Source organism: Tomitella cavernea, assembly GCF_016599145.1.
Taxonomy (GTDB): Bacteria; Actinomycetota; Actinomycetes; order Mycobacteriales; family Mycobacteriaceae; genus Tomitella; species Tomitella cavernae.
In genome coordinates, this window is record NZ_JAENKO010000039.1 from 25,765 (window position 1) to 43,715 (window position 17,951).

Annotated in this window: 22 protein-coding genes and 1 pseudogene; 8 read left to right on the plus strand and 15 right to left on the minus strand. The window is 69.5% G+C overall.

All coding sequences use genetic code 11. From position 1 onward, the window contains the following. Window positions 1-63: 63 nt before the first annotated feature. The gene (locus tag JJ683_RS13465; RefSeq protein ID WP_200174846.1) at window positions 64-882 is read right to left on the minus strand and encodes a mycofactocin-coupled SDR family oxidoreductase; all 819 of its coding nucleotides are present in this window, start codon (window positions 880-882) and stop codon (window positions 64-66) included. Window positions 883-1,022: 140 nt separating this feature from the next. Between JJ683_RS13465 and JJ683_RS13470 the strand changes: the two genes are divergently transcribed. Both JJ683_RS13470 and JJ683_RS13475 read left to right on the plus strand, forming a co-directional pair. Continuing rightward, the gene (locus tag JJ683_RS13470) at window positions 1,023-1,367 is read left to right on the plus strand and encodes a hypothetical protein (RefSeq protein WP_200174848.1); all 345 of its coding nucleotides are present in this window, start codon (window positions 1,023-1,025) and stop codon (window positions 1,365-1,367) included. Continuing rightward, window positions 1,364-2,023 carry a Dabb family protein gene (locus JJ683_RS13475; RefSeq protein WP_242474702.1) on the plus strand — a complete coding sequence of 220 codons (660 nt, stop codon included), beginning with the start codon at window positions 1,364-1,366 and terminating at the stop codon, window positions 2,021-2,023. The genes JJ683_RS13470 and JJ683_RS13475 overlap by 4 nt, the downstream gene beginning before the upstream one ends. Here JJ683_RS13475 and JJ683_RS19665 read toward each other — a convergent pair. Genes JJ683_RS19665 through JJ683_RS19675 form a run of 4 tightly spaced genes read right to left on the minus strand, consistent with a single transcriptional unit; the run spans window position 1,999 to window position 4,238 of the window. Then, window positions 1,999-2,928 carry a nuclear transport factor 2 family protein gene (locus tag JJ683_RS19665; RefSeq protein WP_307810922.1) on the minus strand — a complete coding sequence of 310 codons (930 nt, stop codon included), beginning with the start codon at window positions 2,926-2,928 and terminating at the stop codon, window positions 1,999-2,001. The two genes, JJ683_RS13475 and JJ683_RS19665, sit on opposite strands and share 25 nt — an antisense overlap. Window positions 2,929-2,986: 58 nt before the next feature. Then, complete coding sequence (locus tag JJ683_RS13485) at window positions 2,987-3,415, minus strand: nuclear transport factor 2 family protein (RefSeq protein WP_200174850.1); 429 nt, start codon at window positions 3,413-3,415, stop codon at window positions 2,987-2,989. After that, complete coding sequence (locus JJ683_RS19670; RefSeq protein WP_307810923.1) at window positions 3,412-3,912, minus strand: FAD-binding protein; 501 nt, start codon at window positions 3,910-3,912, stop codon at window positions 3,412-3,414. The genes JJ683_RS13485 and JJ683_RS19670 overlap by 4 nt, the downstream gene beginning before the upstream one ends. Next, a complete protein-coding gene (locus JJ683_RS19675; protein WP_307810925.1) occupies window positions 3,867-4,238 on the minus strand; it encodes an FAD-dependent oxidoreductase in 372 nt (123 codons plus the stop codon). The genes JJ683_RS19670 and JJ683_RS19675 overlap by 46 nt, the downstream gene beginning before the upstream one ends. Before the next feature lie 97 nt (window positions 4,239-4,335). Between JJ683_RS19675 and JJ683_RS13495 the strand changes: the two genes are divergently transcribed. Then, entirely contained in the window at window positions 4,336-4,833 is a 498-nt protein-coding gene (locus JJ683_RS13495) for a nuclear transport factor 2 family protein (RefSeq protein ID WP_200174852.1), read from the plus strand. A gap of 228 nt (window positions 4,834-5,061) precedes the next feature. On the opposite strand, the gene JJ683_RS13500 is transcribed toward JJ683_RS13495, so the two are convergent. The 5 genes from JJ683_RS13500 to JJ683_RS13520 all read right to left on the minus strand — a co-directional run bounded on the left by JJ683_RS13500 (window position 5,062) and on the right by JJ683_RS13520 (window position 9,576). Next, a complete protein-coding gene (locus JJ683_RS13500) occupies window positions 5,062-5,922 on the minus strand; it encodes an alpha/beta fold hydrolase (RefSeq protein ID WP_200174854.1) in 861 nt (286 codons plus the stop codon). A 152-nt stretch (window positions 5,923-6,074) separates the two neighbouring features. Further along, complete coding sequence (locus JJ683_RS13505) at window positions 6,075-6,881, minus strand: SDR family NAD(P)-dependent oxidoreductase (protein ID WP_200174855.1); 807 nt, start codon at window positions 6,879-6,881, stop codon at window positions 6,075-6,077. Next, window positions 6,878-7,789: an NAD-dependent epimerase/dehydratase family protein gene (locus JJ683_RS13510; RefSeq protein ID WP_200174856.1), complete on the minus strand. Its 912-nt coding sequence runs from the start codon at window positions 7,787-7,789 to the stop codon at window positions 6,878-6,880. Before JJ683_RS13510 ends, JJ683_RS13505 begins: the two co-directional genes overlap by 4 nt. A 126-nt stretch (window positions 7,790-7,915) precedes the next feature. Continuing rightward, a complete protein-coding gene (locus tag JJ683_RS13515) occupies window positions 7,916-8,761 on the minus strand; it encodes a mycofactocin-coupled SDR family oxidoreductase (protein WP_200174857.1) in 846 nt (281 codons plus the stop codon). Continuing rightward, window positions 8,761-9,576: a mycofactocin-coupled SDR family oxidoreductase gene (locus tag JJ683_RS13520; RefSeq protein ID WP_200174878.1), complete on the minus strand. Its 816-nt coding sequence runs from the start codon at window positions 9,574-9,576 to the stop codon at window positions 8,761-8,763. The genes JJ683_RS13515 and JJ683_RS13520 overlap by 1 nt, the downstream gene beginning before the upstream one ends. A gap of 172 nt (window positions 9,577-9,748) precedes the next feature. On the opposite strand from JJ683_RS13520, the gene JJ683_RS13525 reads away from it, so the two are divergent. From JJ683_RS13525 to JJ683_RS13540, 4 genes are all read left to right on the plus strand, one after another. Then, window positions 9,749-10,570 carry an SDR family NAD(P)-dependent oxidoreductase gene (locus JJ683_RS13525; RefSeq protein ID WP_200174858.1) on the plus strand — a complete coding sequence of 274 codons (822 nt, stop codon included), beginning with the start codon at window positions 9,749-9,751 and terminating at the stop codon, window positions 10,568-10,570. 49 nt (window positions 10,571-10,619) lie between these two features. Continuing rightward, complete coding sequence (locus JJ683_RS13530) at window positions 10,620-11,555, plus strand: aldo/keto reductase (protein WP_200174859.1); 936 nt, start codon at window positions 10,620-10,622, stop codon at window positions 11,553-11,555. A 49-nt stretch (window positions 11,556-11,604) separates the two neighbouring features. Continuing rightward, window positions 11,605-11,979 carry a RidA family protein gene (locus JJ683_RS13535; RefSeq protein ID WP_200174861.1) on the plus strand — a complete coding sequence of 125 codons (375 nt, stop codon included), beginning with the start codon at window positions 11,605-11,607 and terminating at the stop codon, window positions 11,977-11,979. A gap of 136 nt (window positions 11,980-12,115) precedes the next feature. Further along, window positions 12,116-13,717, plus strand: coding sequence for an AMP-binding protein (locus JJ683_RS13540; protein ID WP_200174863.1), 1,602 nt, complete (start codon window positions 12,116-12,118; stop codon window positions 13,715-13,717). Window positions 13,718-13,778: 61 nt separating this feature from the next. Here the strand turns inward: JJ683_RS13540 and JJ683_RS13545 are convergent, their stop codons facing one another. The 4 genes from JJ683_RS13545 to JJ683_RS13560 are packed head-to-tail and all read right to left on the minus strand — an operon-like array spanning window position 13,779 to window position 16,731. Further along, complete coding sequence (locus tag JJ683_RS13545; protein WP_200174865.1) at window positions 13,779-14,726, minus strand: alpha/beta hydrolase; 948 nt, start codon at window positions 14,724-14,726, stop codon at window positions 13,779-13,781. Then, window positions 14,723-15,259: a flavin reductase family protein gene (locus tag JJ683_RS13550; RefSeq protein WP_200174867.1), complete on the minus strand. Its 537-nt coding sequence runs from the start codon at window positions 15,257-15,259 to the stop codon at window positions 14,723-14,725. The genes JJ683_RS13545 and JJ683_RS13550 overlap by 4 nt, the downstream gene beginning before the upstream one ends. After that, window positions 15,256-15,522, minus strand: a complete 267-nt coding sequence (locus tag JJ683_RS13555; RefSeq protein WP_200174869.1) for a hypothetical protein — start codon at window positions 15,520-15,522, stop codon at window positions 15,256-15,258. Before JJ683_RS13555 ends, JJ683_RS13550 begins: the two co-directional genes overlap by 4 nt. Window positions 15,523-15,531: 9 nt before the next feature. Then, the gene (locus JJ683_RS13560; RefSeq protein ID WP_200174871.1) at window positions 15,532-16,731 is read right to left on the minus strand and encodes a 3-ketosteroid-9-alpha-monooxygenase, oxygenase component; all 1,200 of its coding nucleotides are present in this window, start codon (window positions 16,729-16,731) and stop codon (window positions 15,532-15,534) included. Between the two features lie 188 nt (window positions 16,732-16,919). Here JJ683_RS13560 and JJ683_RS13565 point away from each other — a divergent pair, with 188 nt between their 5' ends. Then, entirely contained in the window at window positions 16,920-17,705 is a 786-nt protein-coding gene (locus JJ683_RS13565; RefSeq protein ID WP_200174873.1) for an IclR family transcriptional regulator, read from the plus strand. Window positions 17,706-17,811: 106 nt separating this feature from the next. On the opposite strand, the pseudogene JJ683_RS19155 reads toward JJ683_RS13565, so the two are convergent. Then, window positions 17,812-17,951: pseudogene (locus JJ683_RS19155) on the minus strand (2,3-dihydroxybiphenyl 1,2-dioxygenase); the annotation flags it as partial.

Below are 17,951 nucleotides of genomic sequence, written 5' to 3' on the forward strand. Positions count from 1 at the left end.
ACGAGCACGGGGGCCGGGCGGATCGTGATCCGTCCGGCCCCCGCGCTCGTATCGGCACGGCCGTCAGCGGTTGGAGTTGCCGAAGTCCACCGGCAGCTGCACGCCGGTCATGTACTTGGCCTCATCCGAGCACAGCCACGCCACGACGGCGGCGACGTCCCCGGCCTCGAGGATCTCGTAGGGCAGCGAGTTCATGAAGATCGGCGAGAGCGTGTGCGCGTACTTGTCCATCAGCGGGTTCATGTCGGCGGACATGTCCATACCCGTGCGCACCCCCGCCGGGTGCACGGTGTTGACACGGATCTTGTACTCACCCAGTTCGTTCGCCATCGTCTTGGCCAGCCCCACGTTCCCGAACTTCGTCGCGGTGTAGTGAGCGGTAAACGGCGTGCCCTTGAGGCCCGATTCGGAGCTGGTGAACACCATCGCGCCGCCCTCCCCCTGCTCGATCAGATAGGGGATCGCCGCCTTCGCGGTGTTGAACGTGCCGGTGAGGTTGACGTCGATCATCTCCTGCCACTCGGCCGCCGTGATCTCCCAGGACATCCGGCCGACGCAGATGCCCGCGTTCGCGATCACCGCGTCGAGCCGCCCGAACGCGTCGGTGCCGGCCTTGAGCGCCGCAGCGAGGCCGTCGAAGTCGCGGGTGTCGGCGACGGAGGCGACGATCTTGCCTCCCGTCTGCTCGACCAAACGGACCGTCTCATCGAGGTCGTCCCTCGTCGCGCCCGGGTAAGACGTCGTTTCGAACTCCGCGCACACGTCCACCGCGATGATGTTCGCACCCTCGGAGGCGAGCGCGACCGCCTCAGCGCGCCCCTGGCCGCGCGCGGCCCCCGTGATGAAGGCGACCTGCCCGTCGAACCGCCTGCTACCGCTCATCGTCGTTCTCCTGTCCTCTCGGATGCACCGGAAATGTCGTCCACCTCACTTTTCCACGCCGTACCGTGCAGAACACCGCATCCTCCCGCCACCCGGGCGGGGCCGTTCCCGACGCCGCACAGCGGCGGCACGATGCACGCATGGGGACTGCAGTTTTCGTGATCGACCGGGTGGTGACGGCACCGGGCGCAGGCGAGCGGTTCGTCGCCGCCTACCTGGACGGGTACGCGCCCGGCGCCCGCGCACGCGGCATGGCGCTCGACAGCCTGCTGGTGAGCCCGCCGATGTGGCGCGACGACGACGGCAACACCGTCACCGCCATCTGGCGGCTCGACGGCGTCGGCGGCTGGTGGGACATGACACGGGCCGGACGCGGCGACCCGGCCTTGCGGGGCTGGTGGGACGGCGTCGCCCCGTTGATCGTGGAACGCTCGCGGTCGATGGCCGCCTCCGCGCCGGATGTGGACGGGCTGTGCGAAGTATGACGAGAACGACGATGTACGACGTGATCCGCATCGTCCACCTGCACCCCCGCGCGCGGTCGGACGGTACTGCGGCGGAAGAGTTCCGCAGAGCCGCAGCTGATTCCGGCGCCGAGACCCACGTGGTCGGCGCGCCCTTGGCCGGGTCGATCGCCGCCGGCGACCTGATCGTGCGGCTCCGCTATACCGACCGTGCGGCCTGGGCTGCGGGGCGGGGCGCCATCGACACGGCGCTCGCCGGGCCGGGAGTCGACCGCTGCCACGGCGCCGAGTTCGGCGCGGGCACGTCCGGAAGCCTCACCGGCACCGCCGATGCCACCTGCTACCGCACGCTGCTGCTGCGCGTCGATCCCGGAACCTCCGCGACCGACACCGCACGGTTCGAACATGACCTGCTCGCGATGCCGAGGCACATGCCGTCGATCCGTGCGTGGAACCTCAGCCGCGTCGACTCCGCGTGCGGGACCACCCCGTGGACCCACGTGTGGGAGCAGACATTCGCGTCGCCCGCGGACGTCACCGGCCAGTACCTGGACCACCCCGTGCACTGGGCCGTGGTCGACAGGTGGTTCGACCCGGAATGCCCGGAATCGATCATCCGCGACCGCGTCTGCCACGCATTCTGCGCGACCGGTCAGGATGTGCCGGACCGCAGGTGATCGCGCATGTCGCCGGTCAGGTCCAGCATCGAATAGTCACGTGAGCTGAAGCGCCACGCGCCGCCGTTCCGCTCGAACTCGTCGTGGTACCGGCCCGCGGCGATGACCTGCAACGGCAGCCCGGCCGTCGCCTGCAGCACCGTGTAGTACGAGCGGGCGCGGGCGCGGCCCTCCTGCTCGTCGATCTCGAGGATCGGATTGGAGATCACGTGCTTGGTCCTCGGGGTCCCGTCGTCGTGCAGCCGGACGGTGCCGCGCCACACGGCAAGGATCCCGGCGGCGTCCAACTCCCGCTTCCCGGCGCGGATCGTCGCGTGGCGGAACAGCTCCGCGGCATCGTCGAGCCGCCCGGAGTCCATGCACTCCGCGTAGCGGTAGAGCAGGTTGGTGATCTCGGTTACGGCGGATCCGCCGGCTGCAGCGCCCCCGTCCGCGGCCGGCCCGGACGCGTCGTAGCCTTCCGGCCCCGCCCCCAGCACCGCCTGCGTGCCGAGCGTGCCGCGCATCGTCTTGGTCCGGTGGGTCATCCTCCATTCGCCGTCGACCCGGGCCCACTCGTCGTGGTAGTCGCCGAGGGTCTGGAAAGACAGGCCGGCCAGCGCGCCGGTACCCAAATGCAGGTCGGAGACGTAGGCGCGGCTTTGCGCGGTGTCGCCGCCGGCCTCGACATCGACGTCGATGAGCACGTTGGACACGAGGTGCTGTGTGGGCCCGCAGTCGTCGAGGAAGCTGCGCATCAGCGCGATCATCTCGGCCCGGCTGCCGAGCAGCCCGGTGCCCAGGTCTGCGGTCGCGTCCGGCGTCGCGATCCGCTCGATGGCCGCCCAGTCCCGGGCGTCCATCGCGCGGGCGAACCCGACGATGCCGCGGTAGATGTCGCGCTCATCCACACTCGATGTGATCATGGTCACCGACCGTAATCCGTCCCGGGCCCCGGCGCGTCCGTCCTTCCGCCGGCCGGGATCATCCCAGTCGGATCACGCGCCGCGCCAGCACCCACCGGCCACCGGCGCAGCTGAACTCGTCCAGGTAGCGCCCCATGTTGACGACGCGGGGCGCCTGGTCGGTGCGCGCGTAGAACCGCCAGAGCGAGACCGCTGTCGCCGATTCCCCGTCTGCGGCGACCTCGATGTCGCTGCAGTCGACGACGTGCCGCGTGTGGCTGCCCGCGCCCACCGTCCCGGCCGCACGCCGCTCCCGCGCACCACGGGCGATCTCGTCGATCCCCCGCGCGGTGCGGGCCACCATCGAGGTCCGCGGATCTTCCGGCATCTCCCACACCGCGTCGGTCGCGAACTGCGCGCAGTACTCCTCCACGGTGCCATCGTCGGCGAGATGCGCGATACGGGCGATGAGCGAGCGGATCCGTTCCGAGTCGCATGCCCTGGTCACTGCTGAGCCCCCGCCGCCGCGCACCCGGCGCGCCGGCCGAAGCACGTTCCGGGCCCCAGCGAGGTGCCGCTGATGTAGCCGCCCCCGTGCAGACCGGACGACGCCCGTCCCGCCGCGTACGGTCCGGCGATCGGCCCGCCGTCGCGGTCGCGCACACGCCCCTCGTCGTCGGTCGCGAGCCCGCCCAGGGTGAACACCGCGGCACCGTCGCCGCCCACCGCGGCGCCCTCCGGCAACCCCATCCCCTTCTCCAGCTCGGCGACGGTCTCCGCGACGTGCGGCGGCTGCAGCCCCCAGCGTTCCGCCTCCGGCACGTCCTCGAAGGCCTCCTCGTCGAGCACCACCCACACGTCCATGCCCTGGCGGTACAGCGCCTCGATGCCGACGAGCCCGGGATAGACGTCCTCATTGATGAACCGCTGGCCGTGCCCGTTCACCACGATCCCGCGGGTCATGTACCCGGGGATGGTCTGGATGCCCACCTGTCCGGTAGCCATCCTGCGCACCGCAGCACCGGGCCCAGCGCGCCGATGAAGTACTCCGCCATGTCCCGTGCCGTGTCGGTGAACCCGCACGCCGCCTGCACCGGGGTGCCGCTGCCGAGGTAGATCTCTCCGCCGGAGAGCGCCGACGAGCCGCCTGGCCCGCTCGCGCGTTCGAGGATCGTGACGGAGCCGCCCGCGTCCGACGCCTCCAGCGCCGCCGCGGCGCCCGCACAGCCGAAGCCGACGACCAGCACGTCGGTTTCGAAGTCGTAGGACCGGATTTCCCCGGCCGGAACGGGTTTGACACTGTGCGCGAACTGTGACGCGGGACTCGCCATGGCCACAGAATCACACTTCGGGCACTCTGTCGGCCAAGGGTCGTCCCGCAGCACGGGAGAAAGAACCCGACGCCGCAGACCACGGAAAGGACACGCCATGACGGAGGACCGCCTGCGGGCGCTCGAGGAACGGGTCGCGAAACTCGAGGCTCGCGACGCGATCGTCGCACTCAAGCACCGCTACCTGCGCGCCTGCGATGCCAAGGACCCCGAGGGGTTCCGCTCGTCGTTCATCGCGAGGGGCGCGGTGATCGACTACGGGCCGCTCGGACGGTTCGAGGACGCTGACGGCATCGCCGCCGTGTACCGGACCATCGCCCTGGAGAAGGTCGACAATGCCTACGTGGTGCTGGACATGCACCACGGTTTGCACCCGGACATCCGACTCACCGGGCCCGACTCCGCCACGGGCCATTGGACACTGCGGTTCCGTCAAGTCGACCGGCGGGCCGGGACCGAATCGGTGAGCGCGATCGAGTACGACGACGAGTATGCGGTCGAAGACGGCGAATGGAAGATGTCGGCCTGCCGGTCGCGGATCCTGTGGACGGTGACCCGCCCGCTGGCCGACGCCGTGGTCACCGATTTCCACTGACCGGGCAGGGCCGGGCCGCGACGGACGACCACGTGCCGCTACCCCGGTGTGCGCTGTTTCAAGTGGTCGGTGCGGGGTCGCCAGTGCGCCGGTGAACGGGTGCCCTTCGGGCGCTCCCCGCTCGGTATGGATTTCGGTGGATTCCGCCGGATCGGCACCGATTTCCATACCGAGCGGCGCCAGGCCGGCGCTCCCCTCCCGCCCGGCCCGTCACCCGTGCCGGTGCCGCTAGTCCCGGGTCAGGAACGCGAGCACGGCGGACAGCCACTCGTCGCGCGCCTCGATCATGGTCCAGTGCCCGCAGTTCGGCAGCACATGCAGTTCGGCGTTCGGGATGTCGCGCATCGGCAGCAGCGCCATGTCGACGGGGCTTACCCGGTCGTCGCGCCCCCAGGTGATGAGCGTCGGGGCCTGGATATCACCGAAGCGGGCCCACAGCGGGACGACCCCCGCAGCCTTCGCGGCCGCCGCAGCGGCCGCGAACGCCTTCATGGTGTACATGCGCCGCGCCGCCTCGAGGGTCTCCGGCTCCACCGCAAGCTTCCAGCGTTCTTCGATGAGCGCCTCGGTGACGGTGGCCGGGTTGTAGACCATCGAGTGCAGCCAAGCGATCAGGCGCTCACGGGTGGGGTCCTCGGTGAACTGCATGAGCAGCTTGATGCCCTCGGACGGGCTGTGACTCGTCAGAGCCTTACCCACGCCGCCGATCGTGACAAGTCGCCGGATCCGATGCGGCTCATCGGCCGCCACGGTGGCGCCGACGATGCCGCCCATCGAGTTGCCGATCACGTCCACGGCACCGAGGCCCATGCCGTCGAGGAAGCGGCCCACAGACTCGACTGCCATCCGCATCGGGTGCCCCTCGCCGGTGTCCGAAATGCCGTAACCGGGAAACTCCAGGATCAAGCAACGGAAGTGCTCGGCGAGCTCGCCGACCACGCCGCGGTAGTTCTGCCAGCCGGACACCCCGGGGCCCGAGCCGTGCAGCAACAGCAGGGGCGGGCCGTCGCCGATTTCGTGGTACCGCAGCACCCCGCTTTCCGTTGCCAGCTCACGCATCGAATCGTCATGGTCGACCTGCACCGTCATGGCCGCCTCGCTTCCGTTGTTGTAGTTGATGATCGTGCACGCCAGGCTTCCCGCCGGAGATCCTGTCGGGCAGCAGTCCACGCTTTCGCAATTTCATACCTGCGTGCCGTACCTTCCCGCCGGACGGCACGCATAGCGACCGAGCCGCATGGTCACGGGTTGAGCGGCCGGTTCACCCAGGTGCCGTCCGGACGGGCGAACCAGCCTCCTGCCGCGTGGCTGCCGCCGTCGACGTGCACGGTGGTGCCGGTGACATAGCGGGCCAGGTCGGAGGCGAGGAATAGGGCCGGCCCCGCGATATCGTCCGGCCGGCCGGGCCCGCCCAACGGCGCCCACAGCGGCCATTTGTCCCGGTCCCCCTCGGTGACGAGGCGTTCGTAGGGCACTTGCGGGGTTTCTATGAGGTCGGGCGCGATCGCATTGACGCGGATGCCGTCCCGGCCCACCTCCAGTGCGAGACTGCGGGTGAAGTGCCGCAGCGCCGCCTTGTAGGACGCGTACACCGTCTGCCCGGGGATCCCGCGATGCGCCTCGACCGTCGTCATGTTGACGATCGAGCCGCCGCGCCCGCGCGCGGCCATCCCCGGCAGCACCGCGTGGGTCATGCGCAGCGCATGGTCGAAGTTGACGACGCCCAGTCGTGCCCACTCATCCGGGTCGGCCTCCGCGAAGGGCGTCGCCGGACGGAGGAAGTGGCCCACATTGTTGACGAGGACGTCCACCTCGAATCCGGCGCACTGTGCGGCCGTGGCAGGGTCGGTCGCGTCTGCCTCCACGATCCGCGCCGACGGGACCTCAACGGCGAGGGCGCCGAGCGCTGCACCATCGATGTCCACGGCGATGACCTGCGCACCGTGTTCAACGAAAAGCCTTGTGACGGCCGCACCGATCCCCTTGGCCGCACCGGTGATCAGCGCAGTCTTCCCCTCCAGCAGCGGCCCGGGTCCGAGCACACTCACGCCGACTCCCGGACCTTGGCCACCATCTCCTCGACCGCGCGCTTCGCATCGTCCTGCCGGTAGCCCAGCAGCGCGGTCTCCTCAGGATCGGTCCGGTACGCGATCGTGTTGCCACGGCCCTGGATGATGAACGGATCCGGCAACATCGGGTGCGCCTCGTCGCGCTCCTCGAGCCGAACGCTCGAACCCGCGGCGTCGAAGAACGCCTGGAAGTACTCGCGGAAACTCCAGTTCGCGTCGCCGATCAGGTAGGCCTTCCCGGGTTCGCCACGGTGCAGCGCGCCGCCCGCCGCCTCGGACAGCGACCGCACCGACATGTAATTGGTGCCGCCGGCCGGCGCGAAGTTCGGCACGTCCGGCATCTCGCCGTCCGCCCACTGCACGAACCGTGCGATGCGCTTCAACGGCGCCCCGGGGATGACGCCGAGGATCGACGGCGGGTTCAGCGTGCACGCGGCGAAGTCGGTGTCGGCCAGCTGCCGGGCGCGCTCATCCGCCAGCGCGCGGCCGCGCACGTACGGGTTCGACTCGACGAGCTCCGGCAACACCTGGTGGTAGTAGCTGCCCACCTGCACGAACCGGCGCACGCCCGCCTTCTTGGCCAGCGCCGCGAACCGGGGCACCGATTCGACCTGCGTCGACTCCCAGAACTCCGCCGCATCGGCGCCTTTGGGCAGGTGGCGCGGGTCGTTACCCGCGGCGAAAACGACGCCCTCGAAGGGCGCGAGGTCCGTCTCCGCGAAGTCGTCGCGCGTGTAGTCTCCGCGAATCACCGGGAACTGCGCTGCAACCGAGCCTGCAGCGGGCTCGCTGCGGGCTGCCAGCGTGACCTCGTCTCCAAGATCACGCAGGTGCGTGGCGAAATGCGTGCCGATCATGCCGGTGCCCCCGACGACCAGAACCTTCACGAAGCCTCCTTTCCGCGCGAAGCGCGGACCGTATCGATGTCTCCCTTCACACTCGCCCGAAGTAGGCCTCCTTGACCACCTCGGTATCCGCAAGGTGGGAAGCGGGACGTGGAACCCGGTCCGCCCTCACTTGACGCAGTGCCCCGCGTCCACGGGAAGCGTGACCCCGGTGATGTACCGGGCCTCGTCCGAGGCGAGGAACAGGCTCGCGTTGGCGATGTCCACCGGCTCGAGCATCGGCACCGGGAGGAGGTGCATCGACTGCGTCCCAGCCTCGAACCGCTCCTGCGTGGGGTGCTCTTCGCCCGGGCAGAACGAGCGCATGGTGCCCTCGTTCTGGATCATTGTCGTGCGCGTGTTCGCCGGATGCACCGTGTTGACACGGATCCGGTGCTCGGCCAGTTCCTGGGCGAGCGAGCGCATCAGTCCGACGACGCCCGTCTTGGCGGCGGCGTAGTGGCCGACGCTCACGAGGCCGCGCAGGCCGGCGATGGAGCTGACGAGCACGATCGCCCCGCCCCGGCCGGTGTCGAGCAGGTGCGGGATCGCCGCCTTGCACGTCTTCCACACGCCGGTGAGGTTGACGTCGAGCATCGTCTGCCAGACGTCCTCGTCGAGCTCCGTCGCGGGCCCCGCCGAGCTGATCCCGGCGGCGGCGCAGACGATGTCGAGCCCGCCGAGCGCCGAGACGCCCTCGGCCACCGCGGCGTCGAGCCCCGCCTGGTCACGCACGTCCGACTGTCGGGCCACTATGCGCCGGCCGAGCGCCTCCACCTGGCGCACCGTCTCCAGCAGATCCTCCGGCGACGCGCCCGGCGTCGTCGAGTGATCGACGGGGGCGCAGTGGTCGACGACGATCACGTCGGCGCCCTCCTGCGCGAAACGCACCGCCTGCGCGCGCCCGATCCCCCGCGCACCGCCGGTGATCAGCGCGACCGTGCCCGCGAGCCTGCCGGTATCCCCGTCGCTCATCACGCCACCTTCTGCGTCAGTCCGGCGTCCACCACGATCTGCTGACCTGTGATGCACCGGGATTCGTCGGAGGCCAGGAATGCCACCGCATGGGCGACGTCCTCCGGCTCGGCCCACGGGATCGGCAGCAGATGCCGGGCGGCCAGCACGCCCGCCACGTCGTCGGCACCCGGGTTCTCCAGGTCGGGCCGCAGCCGGGCGAACGTCTGCGTGTTGTTCGTCATCGCGGTGTTGACCGCCCCCGGCAGCACCGCGTTCACGCGGATGGAGTGCCCGCCGAGCTCGTTGGCGAGGGTGCGCATCAGACCGATCACTGCGTGCTTGGCGGCGCTGTACTGGGATGCGCCGGGCACCGACTTGATTCCGGCCGTGGAGCTGATGAGGATCACCGATCCGCCGCCGCGCTCGGCCAACGCCGGTGCGGCCGACTTCACCGTGTGCCACGTTCCCGTCACGTTGACCTCGACCGCCAGGTTCCATTCCGCCTCGTCGATGGTCCACGAGGGACCCGGATTCCGGCTCGCCCCGGCGTTGGCGACGACGATGTCGAGGCCGCCGAACTGCTCGACACCCCCGCGCACGGCCTCGTCGAGCGCCACTTGCTCCCGCACGTCGGCACGCACCTCCAGCACGCCGCGCCCGTGTTCGCGCACGCTCCGCGCCGCCGCGTCGAGTCCGGCCGCGTCGAGGTCGACGGCGATGATGTCCGCACCCTCCGCGGCGAGCCGGCCCGCGAATGCGAGCCCCATTCCCGCCCCCGCACCGGTCACCAACGCGACCTTGCCTGCCAACCGTCTGTCCGTGCCGCGGCCCATATTCCTGCCCATCCGGTACTCGAGGTGCACTTGTCGTGTCGCGACGCTAATCATCGGGGCACCGCACGGAACCGGGTTCTCCCGTGGGCTGGGAGACAGCGGCCCAGCCGACTGTGCGGCGATCTATCGTCCGTGGTGACAGGCCATGCCGTAGCGGACGTGAGGGGAGCGCATGGGCGGCGAACAATGCCTGAGCGATGCGACAGGCGCCGCGGTCGTCACGGGCGCCGGCAGCGGAATCGGCGCGGCGATAGCCCGGCGCGCGGCCGCACGCGGCATGCCGGTGGTACTGGCCGACGTCTCCGCCGAGCGGATCGAGGCGGTGGCGCGGGTCATCACCGACGCGGGCGGCGACGCCCTGACGGTGCCGACGGACGTCGCCGACCCCGGCTCGGTGGAATCGCTGGCGGACGCCGCTTACGCGCGCCACGACCGGGTCGCCCTGCTGATCAACAACGCAGGCGTCGAGTCGCTGGGCAGACTGTGGGAGCTGCCCGTGGACGAATGGCGCCGGGTGATGTCCGTGAACATCGACGGGGCGTTCCACGGAATCCGCTCCTTCGTGCCGCGGATGGGAGCGGATTCCCGGCCTTCACGGGTGGTCACGACGACATCGGTGGGCGGCATCGGCACGCTGGCCGGCATGGGGTCGTACGGGGTGTCCAAGCACGCCGTCCAGCAGATGGCCGAGACGCTGTACCTCGAATGTGCTGAGACGTTTCCGCAGATCGGCGTATCGGCATTCGTGCCCGCACATGTGACCACCCGGATCTTCGAGGACGTCGCGTCCAGTGCACACGCCGACGAGGCCGCCGACCATTGGCGGACGCAGCTGCGGGAGAAGGGCATGACCGCCGACGAGGCGGCGCGCATCTTCTTCGAGGGGGCCGACCGCGGCGACTTCTGGATCTGCACGCACCCCGACGTGTACGCACGGCTCGCAGGGCGCCGCGCCACGTTGCTCACGGAGGCTCTGCCGCCCGACTTCGAGTGAGAACATCGGGCCGGCACAGTAATCGACCGCAGGTGGAAGGATTCGAGGCATGGAGTATCGGCAGGTGGGCCGCAGCGGGCTCACAGTCTCGACGATGGGGCTGGGCTGCAACAATTTCGGCGCACGCCTGAACGAAGACGACACCGCAAAGGTGGTGCATGCGGCGCTGGACGAGGGGGTCACGTTCTTCGACACCGCGGCGATGTACGGCGACGGCCTGTCCGAGGCGTACCTGGGCAGCGCGCTCGGTGCCCGACGGGGCGAGGCCGTCATCGCGACGAAGTTCGGCGCGCACCGCAGGCCGGGGGCCGACCAGGCCACCGGCTCGCGCAGCGGCATCATCCGCGAGTGCGAAGCGAGCCTGAGTCGGCTCGGCACCGACCACATCGACCTGTACTACCAGCATTACCCTGACAAGCACACGCCGATCGAGGAGACCCTTGCGGCTCTCGACCACCTCGTTCGCGACGGCAAGGTGCGCTACATCGCGAACTCCAACGTCAACGGATGGCAGATCGCCGACGCCGATCACCTCGCGGCACGCGGCACGACGGGCCGGTTCATCGCCTCGCAGTTCGAGTGGAACCTGCTCAAACGCGGCGCCGAGGACGAGATCGTGCCCGCGTGCCGCCGGTTCGGCCTCGGCATGATCCCCTTCTTCCCGCTCGCCTCCGGCCTGCTGACCGGAAAATACTCGGCCGGCGAACCTTTCCCTGTGGGCTCGCGTATGGCCGGGTCCGCCTACTTCGCCAAGGATGCGACGGAGAAGAACTTCGCGACGGTCGACCGGCTGCGGGCCATCGCCGACGAGCACCGCCACACACTGCTGGAGCTGGCCGTGGGCTGGCTTCTGGCGCAGGATGGGGTGCCGTCGGTGATCTCCGGTGCCACGTCCGCCGAGCAGGTACGCCAGGGTTCCGCAGCCGCCGCACGTACGCTGTCCGGCGAGGCTGTCGACGCGGTGACGGCGGCCACGGAACTCTGAGCGCGAAGAGCCTGGGCGGGAAGAGCCTGGGCGGGAAGAAGGAGCGGCTGTGGCAGCACAAGGGAATTGGACCGAGCTCTACAAGTATTCCGACGCCGTGCAATCGGGCGATCTCGTGTTCTGCGCGGGACAGACGGGGCTTGACGAGACGGGTGCGGCGCCCGCCGATCCTGCGGAGCAGTACCGCCTGGCGTTCGCGTCGTTGCGCCGCGTGCTGGCGGAGCACGGGTGCGCACCTGGCGACATCGTGGACCTGACGAGCTTCCACACGCACTACCCGGAGCACATGGCGGAGTTCATGGCCGCGAAGGCCGATTTCCAGGGCGATGGCCGGCCGGCGTGGACGGCGATCGGCGTCGCGGCGCTGGGCACGCCCGAGACCCTCGTGGAGATCAAGGCGACGGCGCGCATTCCGAAGGACTGACAGGCGCCGCTGCGGCACGGCCAGCCCGCCCCCCCGTTTACCAACGGGCGGGATCGTCCCACCGAACCGACAGTCGTACGACAAATGTGTGATTGGATGCACATGGCCGTTCGACGCCGAAGAAAGGGATGCCCCGATGGAGTTCAACCTCGCCGATATCTTCGAGTCGGTCGCGGCGTCCGTCCCGGAACGTGTCGCGTTGACCTACGAGGGAGTACACCTCACGTATGCGGAGCTCGACGCCGAGGCGGGACGCACCGCGAACCTGCTCTCGCAGTCGGGAATCGGCGCCGGTGACCACGTCGCACTGTTCCTCAAGAACAGCATCGAGCACGCGGCGAACATCCTCGGGCTGATCAAGATCCGCGCCGTGCCCATCAACGTCAACTACCGGTACACCCCGGCGGAGCTCGAGTACATCTTCACCAACTCCGACTCGTCGGCGGTGGTGGTGGAGCTGCCGGAGCACCAGCGCACGCTCGCAGGGCTGCTGGGCGCCTGCCCCGCGATCCGCACGGTGATCGTCATCGGCGAGACGGGGGCCGAGCTGCGCGCCGCCGCCGATGCGCGGTCCGTACAGCTGGTCGACTTCGCGGACTCCCGCATGCTCCCCTCCACCTTCGAACCGATCACGCGCAGCGGGGACGACCGCTACATCCTCTACACGGGCGGCACCACCGGTTACCCCAAGGGCGTCATGTGGCGTCACGACGATTTCTTCCACAAACCCCTCTCCGGCGGCAACCCGTACGGCGCGGGCAAGCGGAAGGATCTCGCCGAGGTGGCCGCGGCGGCCAAGGAGTTCCCGGAGATGGCGTTCCTCATCGCCGCGCCTCTGATGCACGGGGCCGCGCTGTACTCGCTGTTCACATTCTTCACGCTGGGTGCTCGCGTGGTGCTCATGCGCGACTTCGACCCGAAGACCATCGTCAGCGCCATCGAAACCGAGCGGCTCACCACCATCCTCATCGTCGGCGACGGCATGGGCCTGCCGCTGGTGGACGAGATGGAGCGGCGCAAGGGCGACGTCGACCTGAGCTCGCTGTTCTCCATCACCTCCGGAGGCGCCGTCTGGTCGGTGGGCGTGCGCGACAGGATGCTGGCGGTGAAGCCGGACCTGCTGCTGCGCGACAACTTCGGCGCCTCGGAGACAGGAAACGACGGCGCGTTCACCGTCGACGAGGACGGCAACCTGCGCATGGCGCCGTCGCCGGCCATGATCCTGGTCGACGAGAGCCTCGACGACATCGCGCCGGGCTCCGACGAGGTCGGCTACATCGCCCGCGTCGGCAACGTTCCGCTCGGCTACTACGGCGACGAGGACAAGACGGCCCGCACTTTCCCCACCCGCGCCGACGGCGTGCGGCTGGCGGTGCTCGGAGACATGGGCCGTATCGAGGCCGACGGCACCATCGTCTTCCTCGGCCGCGGTTCCGGCTGCATCAACACCGGCGGCGAGAAGGTCTTCGCCGAGGAGGTCGAGGCGGCGCTGCACGCGCACCCCGCCCTGGCCGATGCGCTGGTGGTCCCCGCGCCCGACAACCGGATGGGCCAGCGGGTGGCCGCCGTCGTTTCGGTGTACTCCGAATCCGCGGCGCCCACAGTGGAGGAGATCCAGCAGCACTGCCGCACCATGTTGGCCGGCTACAAGATCCCGCGCACCGTCGTCTTCGTCGACGAGGTCCGCAGAACGCCCGCCGGCAAGGCCGACTACAAGTGGGCGAAAGCGCAGGTGTGAACCTACGGCTGTGCCCCGCGGTTCCGCGGAACCGCGGGGCACAGCCGCGTCGCCGGCGCTTCTACCCCACGAGCTTCCGGATCATCTCCCACAGCTCCTCGCGCGCGGGCGCGGTGAGCGAGAACTGCGGGAACGTGAGGAACCCGTGGAACAACCCGTCGAACCGGTGCGCGATGACGTCGACACCGTCGTCGGACAGCCGACGGGCGTAGGTCTCCCCGGACGTGCACGGCGGGTCGAGCTCTGCGGTGACGACGAGAGCGCGCGGAAGCCCCTTCAGGCTTTCCGCCCGAGTGGGCACCACGTAGGCGCTGTCCCGGTGTCCGGCGGTGGGGGCGTATTGCTCCCAGTACCAACGCATGGCGCGCGCATTGTTGTAGTAGCCCTCGCCATAGAGCCGGTAGCTCTCGGTGTCGAAGTCATCGTCGATCACCGCGTACAGCAGGATCTGCGCCGCGATCCGCGGCCCGCCCCGGTCGCGCGCCGCGATGGACACCGTGGCCGCGAGGTTTCCGCCGGCGCTGTCGCCGGCGACGGCGATCCGCGCGGGATCGCCACCGTATTCGGCGGCGTGCTCGCCAGCCCACTGCACGGCGGCGTACATGTCCTCCAACGCCGCCGGTGCTTCGTGCTCCGGCGCCAGCCGGTAGTCGACCGAAACGACGACGGCGTCCACCGCCGCCGCCATCGAGCGGCAGAACTCGTCGTGTGTGTCGAGGCCGCAGAACACGAACCCGCCGCCGTGCGCGAACACGATCACCGGGCGCGGCGACGTCGTTTCCCCGTGCGGCACATACACCCGCAGCGGCAGGCCGCCCCCCGGTCCGTCGATGGCCACGTCCTCCGCGGTGCGCATGTCCGGGATGCGTTCCAGAGGGCCGCGCCGGGCGGAGATCGCCTCCCGCAGCTCCGCACCCGAGTACTGGGTGACGTCCGGAAACCCTTCCTCCAGCATGGCGAGGAACTGCTCGACGTCCGGGTGCAGATCGGAGCGTCTGGCCGTCGTCATGCGCCGAAGCGCACGGACTCGTCGGCGGAGGCGAAGCTGCCGAAACCGCCCCGGAAGAACAGCAGCGGGTGCACGTCACGCTCGGCGACAAGGTCCGTCACGTGGCACACCGCGATGGTGTGGTCACCGGCCGCATGCTCGAATGCCAGCTCCGCCTCGATCCGCGCGAGCACGCCGTGCAGGGCCGGTGCACCGTTGCCACCGTGCGACCAGACGGCGCCGGAAAACTTGTCGCCCCCGCTGGTCGCGAACCTCCCGCACAGCTCCTGCTGGTCGCCCGCCAGCACGTTGACGCACACGCGGCCCGCACTGCGCATCGCCGGCCAGCTGGTGGACGACTTCGCGGGGCAGAACGAAATGTACGGCGGGTCGAGCGACAGCGACGTCACCGACTGGCAGGCGAACCCGTACGGCCGGTCACCGTCGTGCGCGGTGATGACGGTGACTCCGGTGCAGAAGTTGCCCAGCACGCTGCGCAGGCGCGCCGGGTCGACGGCCGCCACCGGCTCATCTGCAGTGTCGAGCGTGGTCATGTCAGCCTCCCCGGTACCGGTTCCGCGCGGCGCGTGACGGTGAGTGTCCGGTCTCGCACCGCCTGGTCGATCGTCGCATGCAGCGCCGGACAGACGCGGTCGGTGGTGCCGCGTTTGCCGTCGCCCAGCGCCGCCGAGTTCTCCATCTGCAGCCGCGGGCATGTCGACGCCGCGTCATCGAGCCACTGGATGCTTGTGTGCTGCGCGCTGTATTTCTCGGCCAGCACGGCGGTACCGCACTGGTTGCAGGTGATCCGTTGCATCGCGGCCGCCTATGCGTCGAGCTTGGGCGCGTGGGCGCCCGCCTCGACGCCCTGCTCCTTCATCCGTTCCAGGTTGTACGCCACCTCGGCCTCCCAGTACTCATTGGCCTTGGTGGTGTCCACCTCGAACTCGAAGCGCCGGCTCATGTCCTCGGTCACGTCCGCGCGGTCCACGTAGAACTGCTCGTACCAGCGGCGCAACTGGTAGACGGGCCCGTCTTCCTCACTGAGCAGCGGGTTGTCGATCCGGGTCTTGTTCTTCCAGATCTCGACGTCTTGCTCGAAGCCCACCTTGACGCCCTCGGCGAACTGCTCGGCCAGCGCCTGTGCAGCCTCGGCGGACATGCCCTTCGGCTTCTTGACCATGGCGCCGTACTGAAGCACGAACGACGTGGGCGAGACAGGGTAGTGGCAGTTGATGAGCACCGTCTCGATGGTCATGCCGTTGGCATCGTTCCACAGCCAGTCGATCATGAACGACGGGCCGAAGTACGATGCCTCCGAGCGCAGCGAGCTGTTCGGATCGTTGTAGTTGGTGCCCGACTGCACATCCTGGCGCGACGTCGAGGTCATGTACTGCGTGGCGATGTGTCCCTCGAAGACGTTGCGGAAGTGCCGCGGGAACGAGAAGTGCACGTAGTAGAAGTGCGCCATATCCACGACGTTGTCGACGATCTCACGGCAGTTGGAGCCCTCCACCGGCAACTTGTTCCAGGACCAGCCGGTCCACTCGTCGCTGCCCCAGCCCTCGAGCTCGGGGATCGTCTCCTCCTCGGTGGGCAGGCCGCCCTCGGGGTCGTTCCACACGAACAGCAGGCCGTTGCGCTCGAGAGTCGGCCAGGCCTGCGTGCGTGCCCGCATCGGCACGCGCTTGGCGTAGGGGATCTCCTTGCATTTGCCGTCGCCGCCCCAGCGCCAGTCGTGGAACGGGCAGGCGATCTCGTCGCCCTTGATCGTGCCCTGCGACAGGTCGCCGCCCATGTGCCGGCAGTACGAGTCGAGCACGTTGAGCTCGCCCTGGGTGTCCTGCCAGACGACGAGCTTGCCGCCGAACGCCTCCACAGAGTGGGGCTTGCCGTCGCGAAACCACTCCGCAAGGCCCAGGCAGTGCCAGCCACGCGCGAACCGCGTGGGTGCGGATCCCTTCTCGATCAGGCGGACCTCGTCGTCGCCCGCATTGCTCCGGTTCGGTGTGTCAATGACCGTCATTCCCAGTCTCCGATCATAGGTGAGATGCTGCGCACCACAATGCGCGCAGAATGTGATCTCGGCCAGGGGCGCTTCCCACACAGAGGGAACGCACGGTCCACATCGCCGCGCCGCAGCGGAAGGTGGACACGCGCCTGCGATGCGCGCCTCAGCGCCGGCGGGAAACGGGCAGATCGGAGGAGACAAGGATGTCGACGGGCAGGTCCGGCGATTCCACGCTCGATCGTGTCGACCTGATTTTCGGGGCCGTGCAGGAGCACGGGTACCTGACGTTGTCGGAAGTCGTCGAGCACACCGGTATCCCCCGCTCGTCCGCGCACCGGCTGCTCACCCGCATGGTGCGCATGCGGTGGCTGCTGCGCGTCGGCTCCAACTACGAGCTGGGCGTGCGGTTGTTCTCCCTGGGCACGGAAGGCCTGCGCAACCACTGGTTCCATCGGATCGCCTACCCGCGTCTCCGCGAGCTGCACACACGCACCGGATACGTGGTGCACCTGGCCTACCTGGACGGCACCGAGGCGATGATCTGGGACAAGCTCGGCGGCGGGGCGTTCGGCGCCGCGGTGCCCACCCGGATCGGGATGCACCGCCCCGCCCACCAGTCGGCGGTGGGCAAGGTGCTGCTGGCCTCCGAGACGGACGAGTTCATCGCAGGGATCCGTCACCTGGCGCCGTCGACGTCCCGCACGATCACCGACCTCGACCTGTTGCACGGGGAGATCGCGCAGGTACGCGAACGCCGCTTCGCCGTGGACCGCGCCGAGTCGTTCAACGGGGTCGGCTGCGTCGCCACTCCGGTTCTGGCGGGCATGGCCGACACCAGCGACGGACACACCACCACCGCCGCGATTTCGATCTGCGCGCCGGTGGCGCGCATCGATCAGCGGCTGGTGGTCCCCTTGCTGGCGGCTGCCGCGGACATCACCCGCCACGCCAGCCCCAACCCGATGATGGAGAACCGCGGGGGCGTCTGAGCTCCGCTGCAGCGCACGGCAGTGCCGCCCGGGCGTCGACCCCCGGGCGGCACTGCCGAGCTTTGCCGGCGTCAGGCGTTGATGCCGTCAGCTGCTGCTGAGCCGCTCACTCCAGCACGGCCAGCGGTTCGGAGCCGGACCAGTCGTGGCCCCAGTAGCTGTCCGCCGTGATCTCCTCGGCCGTGTAATAGGTTTCGTCGACCAGCATCCCCTCGCAGCCGAACTCGATGTCCCAGCCGCCCGGCG

What these genes read in the sequence shown, in the direction of transcription:
- JJ683_RS13465 (WP_200174846.1), bottom strand. Translation starts at nt 882, where the DNA reads ATGAGCGGTAGCAGGCGGTTCGACGGGCAGGTCGCCTTCATCACGGGG.
- JJ683_RS13470 (WP_200174848.1), top strand. Translation starts at nt 1,023, where the DNA reads ATGGGGACTGCAGTTTTCGTGATCGACCGGGTGGTGACGGCACCGGGC.
- JJ683_RS13475 (WP_242474702.1), top strand. Translation starts at nt 1,364, where the DNA reads ATGACGAGAACGACGATGTACGACGTGATCCGCATCGTCCACCTGCAC.
- JJ683_RS19665 (WP_307810922.1), bottom strand. Translation starts at nt 2,928, where the DNA reads ATGATCACATCGAGTGTGGATGAGCGCGACATCTACCGCGGCATCGTC.
- JJ683_RS19670 (WP_307810923.1), bottom strand. Translation starts at nt 3,912, where the DNA reads ATGGCTACCGGACAGGTGGGCATCCAGACCATCCCCGGGTACATGACC.
- JJ683_RS19675 (WP_307810925.1), bottom strand. Translation starts at nt 4,238, where the DNA reads ATGGCGAGTCCCGCGTCACAGTTCGCGCACAGTGTCAAACCCGTTCCG.
- JJ683_RS13495 (WP_200174852.1), top strand. Translation starts at nt 4,336, where the DNA reads ATGACGGAGGACCGCCTGCGGGCGCTCGAGGAACGGGTCGCGAAACTC.
- JJ683_RS13500 (WP_200174854.1), bottom strand. Translation starts at nt 5,922, where the DNA reads ATGACGGTGCAGGTCGACCATGACGATTCGATGCGTGAGCTGGCAACG.
- JJ683_RS13515 (WP_200174857.1), bottom strand. Translation starts at nt 8,761, where the DNA reads ATGAGCGACGGGGATACCGGCAGGCTCGCGGGCACGGTCGCGCTGATC.
- JJ683_RS13520 (WP_200174878.1), bottom strand. Translation starts at nt 9,576, where the DNA reads ATGGGCCGCGGCACGGACAGACGGTTGGCAGGCAAGGTCGCGTTGGTG.
- JJ683_RS13525 (WP_200174858.1), top strand. Translation starts at nt 9,749, where the DNA reads ATGGGCGGCGAACAATGCCTGAGCGATGCGACAGGCGCCGCGGTCGTC.
- JJ683_RS13530 (WP_200174859.1), top strand. Translation starts at nt 10,620, where the DNA reads ATGGAGTATCGGCAGGTGGGCCGCAGCGGGCTCACAGTCTCGACGATG.
- JJ683_RS13540 (WP_200174863.1), top strand. Translation starts at nt 12,116, where the DNA reads ATGGAGTTCAACCTCGCCGATATCTTCGAGTCGGTCGCGGCGTCCGTC.
- JJ683_RS13545 (WP_200174865.1), bottom strand. Translation starts at nt 14,726, where the DNA reads ATGACGACGGCCAGACGCTCCGATCTGCACCCGGACGTCGAGCAGTTC.
- JJ683_RS13550 (WP_200174867.1), bottom strand. Translation starts at nt 15,259, where the DNA reads ATGACCACGCTCGACACTGCAGATGAGCCGGTGGCGGCCGTCGACCCG.
- JJ683_RS13555 (WP_200174869.1), bottom strand. Translation starts at nt 15,522, where the DNA reads ATGCAACGGATCACCTGCAACCAGTGCGGTACCGCCGTGCTGGCCGAG.
- JJ683_RS13560 (WP_200174871.1), bottom strand. Translation starts at nt 16,731, where the DNA reads ATGACGGTCATTGACACACCGAACCGGAGCAATGCGGGCGACGACGAG.
- JJ683_RS13565 (WP_200174873.1), top strand. Translation starts at nt 16,920, where the DNA reads ATGTCGACGGGCAGGTCCGGCGATTCCACGCTCGATCGTGTCGACCTG.